This is a genomic window from Halobacillus sp. (assembly GCF_049282395.1).
GTDB lineage: Bacteria > Bacillota > Bacilli > Bacillales > Halobacillaceae > Halobacillus.
On record NZ_JBAPTY010000147.1, the window covers coordinates 1 to 7,538 of the forward strand.

The window sequence follows — 7,538 nt, forward strand, 5'->3', positions numbered from 1 at the left end:
TTAAACGATGAGCAAGAAAAGTAATGCCAATAAAAGAAAGGCTCCTAAAACGGTGAACCCTCAAGGTTTGACGGAGGACATCGCCGATCAGCAGCCAGATTCCCAATTTGAACAAAAAGCTAAAAAAGTAATACTAAAAGATAAAAGCTGACGCTTGCCCGTCAGCTTTCTTTTAGAAACCTTGAAACTAATGAGATCGAAGGTTTTTTGTCATACATCTGATAAATGGTTTGAGAAATACGGATCGGATCTCCAAAAAAGAACCGCTCATAAAGCGTCTGTCTCGAACCGAACGAGCTCATAGTCAGATCCCATGCTAACCTGAATAACGCTACCTTGTCCTTGCCTTTCCAATCCCCAGCTCTCAAGTAATGGTTTAACTCTTCACCTACGATTGAATTGAACGTTTCTTCGTGAGGAATAGTCATTAATCCGCTTGCACCTATCAGTTGAATGATTTCAATTAATCGAGGATACAATTCCTGAGTTTGATTAATCGCCACATATAGAGGCTGAACAGAGGGTACCATTGTTCCACTATTGTCTGTTTCAGCCTGGTATTCTGAATAGTGTAGCAAAGCTTTTAAACTCTCCAAACCTTTTACAATTTCAACCACTTTGGCCTGAACATGCTGATATTCTCCTATATTGATGGTCTCCACAATTTGGTGAGCGATGCCTAATAGAAACTCTAATTTAACAATTTGTCTGGAAATAATCTGATGGAGCGTAAATGGAACAAATTTACCTTTTTTATAAAATTTATCAGCCGCGCGTATATTATCATGCAGGAATACTCTCTCCCACGGAACAAGTACATCATCGAATATTACAACCGTATCCATTTCATCAAATTTAGAGGAGAGAGGAGAATTATAAGAGGAATGGTCATGACAGAAGGATTCCCGGCAAATATACTTCAATCCTTTAGTATTGCTGGGAATTGAAAAACCATAAGCGTGAGCGCTATCTTGAACTCCAGGGGCAGAAAAAACAATGATTTGATCTGTTATGCCGCCCTGAGTGGCCAGCAGTTTTGCTCCTTTAATAATTATCCCCTCTTTGGTTCGCTTCACGATTCGGGCATTCGTTACATCTTCATCAAGAAAAGCCAGTTTCCCACGATTATTCTGAGGATTTACAAATGTATGCGTAAAGGTAAGATCTTGTTCACGCGCTTCCTCATAGATGGATAATAAACGATCAGGATAACAATTAGCTTCCCCTTTCAATAAATCTGCCGAAGCGGCAAAGGATGCAAGCACTGTATTCATATAGTCAGGACTCCGCCCTAATAAACCGCCGGAATGGCGTGCCCAGCATTGAATCATCTTTCTTCTTTTTTCAAGATCTTCTTTTGTTTTCGGAATTAAGTAAGAGGTACCAATCTTATTTCCACTGGTATCTGACGTGAAAGTCAATTCTTCTATATTTCCAGGATGCAACTGTAAATCATAAAGCTCGCCCTGAGTCTGGATTACTCCCTTAAATGCAGGATGACTTGATATTCTTCCCGCAATCCTTTCTCCGTCCAGCCAAACTTCCGCGTTTACCCGATCCACTCTTTCCTTGTACTCATCACCTGATATAGCAGGCATGTAATCACTCCCTTTGCTTACGTACATACAAAAACAGTCGATAACATACCTTATTACTTTGTTAAGATTATGTGAAAAATCTCCTACAAAAAGCCCACCTATAAGGTGGGCTTGAAGGTTAGGACTGAGATACTGTTTCCGTCGTAAATTGTTCGGATTCGGTAGAGCCTTTTAATGCAGTAGTGGAAGACGTACCTCCTGAAATAATTTGAGCTACTTCATCAAAATAGCCAGTTCCTACTTCCCGCTGGTGTCGGGTAGCTGAATATCCGTAAGCCTCACTGCTGAATTCCGCTTGCTGCAATTCAGAATAAGCTTCCATACCGCGGTCTTTATATTGTCTCGCTAATTCGAACATACCGTGATTTAGCGCGTGAAAACCTGCAAGAGTTACAAACTGAAATTTATAACCCATCTCACCAAGTGTCCGTTGAAAATTGGCAATCGTTTCGTCATCCAGTTTTTTCTTCCAATTAAAAGAAGGCGAACAATTGTAGGCAAGAAGTTTACCAGGATATTTCTCATGAATGGCTTCCGCAAATTTTCTAGCTTCTTCTATGTTTGGTTCCGAGGTTTCACACCATACTAAGTCTGCATAAGGGGCATAAGCTAACCCTCTTGAAATCGCCTGATCTATACCCGCTTTCGTTTTATAAAAACCTTCCGCTGTTCTTTCTCCTGTAAGAAATTCTGCATCACTTCCATCCACATCACTTGTGATAAGATCCGCTGCATTCGCATCTGTTCGCGCTATAATAATAGTTGGAACACCCATTACGTCCGCTGCAAACCTAGCAGAAATTAAATTTCGAACAGCGGTTTGAGTAGGCAGAAGAACTTTACCGCCAAGGTGGCCGCATTTCTTCTCTGAGGATAGCTGATCTTCGAAGTGGACGGCCGATGCTCCTGCTTCTATCATTCCTTTCATTAATTCAAAAACGTTCAGCTGTCCCCCAAAACCCGCTTCTGCATCCGCAACAATAGGGGCGAACCAGTCAATTTCGTGCTTTCCTTCCATATGATGAATCTGGTCTGCACGCTGTAATGCCTGATTAATTCTTTTAACTACCTGAGGCACGCTGTTTGCAGGATACAAGCTTTGATCAGGGTACATGTGTCCCGACAAATTAGCATCCGCTGCTACCTGCCATCCACTTAGGTAAATAGCCTTAAGTCCGGCTTTTACTTGCTGCATAGCCTGGTTACCGGTTAAAGCACCCAAGGCGTGAACATAGTCTTCTTCATGTAGAAGGTTCCACAATTTTTCGGCACCTTTTTCAGCGAGTGTATGTTGGATATCCATAGACCCTCTTAAACGGATAACGTCTTCTGGCTCATATGGACGTAACACGCCGCTCCAACGTTCTTCTTCCTGCCACTGATTTCTTAGTTTTTCTGCTCTTTCATTCATCATTCCGCTCATCCCCCTCAAGATAACTGCTCATAAGCTTTAATAGTTAAAAAGTCTTCAAACTCATCATTTCTAATTAAGGTGTCGAATAGTTTTTCAGCTTCTTTATATGGCCTCTTTTTGAAAAAATCCTCCCCTACTTCTTGTCGGATAGCCTCTATTTCTTCTTCTTTTAACTTATCGTAAAGTTCAAACGTAATTGTGCGTCCGTCATTCAATGTACCTTTTGGATGACGGATCCACTGCCACACTTGAGCCCTTGATATTTCAGCTGTTGCAGCGTCTTCCATCAAATGATGAATCGGCGCAGCTCCTTTTCCAGCGAGCCATGAAGCAATGTACTGAATCCCCACATTAATATTTGTTCGTAATCCCTCTTCTGTAATTTCCCCTTGAGGAACTTGCAGTAAGTCTGCTGCTGAAACTGTAATCTTCTCTTTCGTTTTACTGATTTGATTGGGTTCCGGCATTTCCTCATTGAATACTTCCATGGCCGCCTGAACCATTCCAGGATGAGCCACCCAGGTCCCATCATGTCCGTCCTGGACTTCTCGTTTCTTGTCAGCTATTACTTTTTGAAAAGCAGCTTCATTCTTGGTTGGATCATTTTTTACAGGTATTTGAGCTGCCATGCCGCCCATCGCAGGAGCACAACGATTATGACAGGTTTGAATGGTCAATAGAGAATAAGCTCGCATAAATGGAACGGTCATCGTTACTTCTGAACGGTCCGGAAGTATCATCGATGGATCATGACGGAATTTCTTTAAGAAACTGAAGATATAATCCCAGCGTCCGCAGTTAAGACCTGCAGAGTGTTCCTTTAATTCATACAATATTTCATCCATTTCATAAGCGGCTAGGATCGTTTCCAATAATACCGTTGCTTTGATGGTTCCTTGAGGAATGTTCATGTAGTTCTGAGCGTAAACAAAAATATCGTTCCATAATCTTGCTTCCTTATAATTCTCCAGTTTAGGCAAATAAAAGTATGGGCCTGAACCGTTCTTTATAAGCTGTTTAGCGTTATGGAAAAAATACAATCCGAAGTCAACCAGGCTTCCAGAAATCGCTTTATTTTGATAGGTTAAGTGCTTTTCCTCCAGGTGCCAGCCTCTCGGTCGTACCATAAGCACAGCAGTTTGTTCATCCAGTTGATACAACTTTCCTTTTTCATTTTGAAAAGTAATGGTTTTCTGAATCGCGTCCCGCAAATTAATCTGCCCGTGAATCGTATTCGACCACGTGGGCGAGTTGGCATCCTCAAAGTCTGCCATAAATACTTTTGCTCCAGAATTCAGACCATTAATGACCATCTTACGATCAACGGGACCGGTAATTTCTACCCTTCGATCTTTTAAATCTTTTGGCAGATCACTTATCTGCCAGTTCCCTTGGCGGATACATTCCGTTTCTTTAAGAAAACCTGGTCTTTCCCCGCGATCTAACTTTGATTGAATTTCTTCCCTTTTTTCTAATAATTGCTTTCGTCTCTCTTCGAAGTGTAGATGTAAAGATTCTAGAAAAGCCAGAGCTTCTTGGTTTAATATTTCTTCAAAACCTGGATCAAGGTGGCCTTCCACCTTGATTCCGGATAACTTTGTTTCCATTACGAACCCCCTCTTTTTGTTATATATAAGTTATATAATATATTATTTGTTATATAACAGAAATGACATAATTTTATTCAGCTTTCTTAGATAGACACCGATCGCATTCCATCATGTAAGTATAATGATGACCTTTCACCTCAGCACCACATTGCGGACATGGAACAGAAACCGTTTGATTTTTCTTATTCATTATTAAATTCCTCCTTTTTTTGTATAACAGTATCATTAACCTTTAACTGTTATGATACAGTTTACGATGTAATAGCTTGTTTTGCAACAGTTTTTTGAAAATTCTATACAAATAGGCAGATGATGTAAAATAGATCACCCTCAAAACCCAGGAAATAACGGGTTTCATTGGCTATATGGAGCTCTAAATTCTCAACAGCCTAAAAATGCCTGCCAAGAATGGCAGGCATTTTATTAAGCAAAAATTTCGTGTATTTTCTTTACTTCCTCTGAAGATAGCTCTACATCCAGTGTTTTTAAGTTGTTTGTTACTTGGTCTACTTTTTTAGCACCCGGGATCACAGCATCAAGCGAGTCCTGAGTTAAATACCAAGCTAGCACAAGGTTTGGAACCTCTACATTTTTAGAGTGTGCTATCTCTTTCAGCTGCTCGACTTTCTGCAAATTCTTTCTATATTCTTCGCCCTGGAACAACGGGTTTTTGGCACGAAAATCATCGAATGTTGTATCTTCGTTATATTTCCCTGTTAGCAGACCAGAAGCAAATGGGAAATAAGGTACAAATGAAATACCATTCTGGGCTGTGTAAGGAAGCATCTCCTTTTCTGCTTCTCGTTTAAACAGATTGTATTCTCCCTGAATTACGTCTACATATCCATCTTTATCCGCTTCTTTCAACTGATCGACTGAAAAGTTCGACACTCCTATGGAACGAATTTTACCTTGATCCTTCATATCTTTTAAAGCTCCCACAGCTTCATCTTTTGGTGTATGATCATCTGGAAAATGTATATAAAATAAATCAATGTAATCCGTCTGAAGACGATCCAGACTTCCTTCCACTGCCTCTTTTAGAAAAGAAGGCGAGTTGTTAATAACAACATCTTCTCCTTTAAATTCATGTGCACCTTTAGTGGCTAGTACGACCTCCTCACGGTTTCCCTGCTCTTTGATAACTTGACCCACTAACTCCTCAGAACGCTTTGGGCCATAAATAAAAGCTGTATCTAAGAAGTTCATATTATTCTCAAGCGCCGTACGCACCACATCTTTACCAGCTTCTTCATCAAGATTTGGATATATGTTATGACCGCCTACAGCGTTAGTACCCAATCCTATTGGGTTGACGGATAAACCTGATTTTCCAAGGTTCACCAATTTGTCCATTATTCTCATCTCCTTTATCAATTCTTCTATTCTCATACCACGTTATTATAAAATAGAAACACCACACTGGCTTTTAAGCACATCCACTGAAACTATTGAAAAAAGAGTGACTTCCACGCTTAATATCGATTATAGTTAAAACAGATTGAACACTTCACATAGGAGGGATCAAATGAAATATCAAATCACCCCATACTTTACCTTTAATGGTGACGCTGCAGAAGCTTTGGACTATTACACTCAGGTCTTTCAAGGAGAAGTTACTGCCAGACAAACCTTTGGAGATGCTGATTTTGAAACACCCGAAGGCATGGAAAACCGCATCATGCATGCACATTTTCAGAAGGACGGCTTTTCCTTTATGGTTTCAGATTCTTTTCGTGAAAACTCCGTAACTATAGGAAATAATATTTCCCTGGCGCTAGAACTTGAAAATAAGGATGAGATTCAGACTCTTTATGATCGCCTGAAAGAAAAAGGTACAGTACTTATGGAACTCCAAGACACATTTTGGAATGCTACTTTTGCAAAAGTAAAAGATCACTACGGAATCATTTGGGATTTAAACTACTCATATGAATGATTAAAAAGAGCAGCTCGAAAGTAGAGCCGCTCTTTTCTAGATCTCTAAATGTTTTGTACAATTAAACAATTTACAAGACCAATGACCTTGTTCTAATGTAACTTCTGTAATGGAAGTATTTTTCATATGTTCTTTTCGTAGTTTTACAGGATCAAGTTCTCTTACTAAATGACTGATTAAAGCACCATGACTAACCACTAAAATATTTTTCCCGGTATTTCTTTTCACTAGCTCATTAATGACAGACATTCCTCGTTCCTTAATTCTTTCTTTTTTCTCAATTCCCAGGTCGAGTTCCCGCCAGCCGCTTCCCCATTTTTCAATTCTTTCTTCCTCGGTGGTTCCTTCAATTAGACCGCCGTCAACCTCCTGCATGCGGATATCATAACTGACTTCCAAGCCCAGCCGATTGGAAATAATCTGTGCCGTTTGAGAAGCTCTCTTTAATGGACTTGAGTATAGCACTTCCCATTCTTCTGTATGTAACCGCACCGCAAGCTTTTCAGCATCACTTATTCCTTCTTGGTTTAAAGGTATGTCCGACTTTCCCTGAGCACGTTTTTCTTTATTCCAAGGTGTACTTCCATGACGGATCAATCCTATTTTAGTCATTTTATCTCACTACCTCCTTATAATTCGCTCTATTAAATCTCAAGGTTAATAGTTAAAGAAAAGCTCCCGTTTGTTTAAGACTCAGTTTCGAGATAAATGGGTCCGTGACGTTAAAAGGAGGAGGGCTGGTTGGGAAATAAGTCGCTTTCCTGCGGGAGAACTGGCAAGCCTCCTCAGTCGTTATCACTCCTTGTGGGGTCTTGCCTAGCTCCTTCTCCCGCGGGAGTCTCCTCATTTCCCCACCAGCCCTGCGATTTCTTGTGAACGGACCCCTGCTAATAGGAAAAACGGGAAACCTGAAATCGTCCTAAATGCTTCTATAGCGGCGTTTATCCCCCTGGACAGACTCGGAATTAACGTTGATC

6 protein-coding genes are annotated in these 7,538 nt (G+C 40.5%); 1 reads left to right on the forward strand and 5 read right to left on the reverse strand.

Annotated features, from left to right (window positions below; all coding sequences use genetic code 11):
- Positions 1 to 161: 161 nt before the first annotated feature.
- The 4 genes from hpaB to WAM07_RS06700 form a co-directional block, all read right to left on the reverse strand.
- On the reverse strand, positions 162 to 1,598 hold the full coding sequence (gene hpaB / locus WAM07_RS06685; RefSeq protein WP_422165758.1) for a 4-hydroxyphenylacetate 3-monooxygenase, oxygenase component: 1,437 nt from the start codon (positions 1,596 to 1,598) through the stop codon (positions 162 to 164).
- Positions 1,599 to 1,716: 118 nt separating this feature from the next.
- Positions 1,717 to 3,012, reverse strand: coding sequence for an isocitrate lyase (aceA, locus tag WAM07_RS06690; protein WP_422165759.1), 1,296 nt, complete (start codon positions 3,010 to 3,012; stop codon positions 1,717 to 1,719).
- 14 nt (positions 3,013 to 3,026) lie between these two features.
- Positions 3,027 to 4,619: a malate synthase A gene (gene aceB / locus WAM07_RS06695; RefSeq protein ID WP_422165760.1), complete on the reverse strand. Its 1,593-nt coding sequence runs from the start codon at positions 4,617 to 4,619 to the stop codon at positions 3,027 to 3,029.
- A gap of 426 nt (positions 4,620 to 5,045) precedes the next feature.
- Positions 5,046 to 5,978, reverse strand: a complete 933-nt coding sequence (locus WAM07_RS06700; RefSeq protein WP_422165761.1) for an aldo/keto reductase — start codon at positions 5,976 to 5,978, stop codon at positions 5,046 to 5,048.
- 172 nt (positions 5,979 to 6,150) lie between these two features.
- Between WAM07_RS06700 and WAM07_RS06705 the strand changes: the two genes are divergently transcribed.
- Positions 6,151 to 6,561 carry a VOC family protein gene (locus WAM07_RS06705; RefSeq protein WP_422165762.1) on the forward strand — a complete coding sequence of 137 codons (411 nt, stop codon included), beginning with the start codon at positions 6,151 to 6,153 and terminating at the stop codon, positions 6,559 to 6,561.
- 36 nt (positions 6,562 to 6,597) lie between these two features.
- Here the strand turns inward: WAM07_RS06705 and WAM07_RS06710 are convergent, their stop codons facing one another.
- A complete protein-coding gene (locus WAM07_RS06710) occupies positions 6,598 to 7,173 on the reverse strand; it encodes a histidine phosphatase family protein (protein WP_422165763.1) in 576 nt (191 codons plus the stop codon).
- Positions 7,174 to 7,538: the final 365 nt, after the last annotated feature.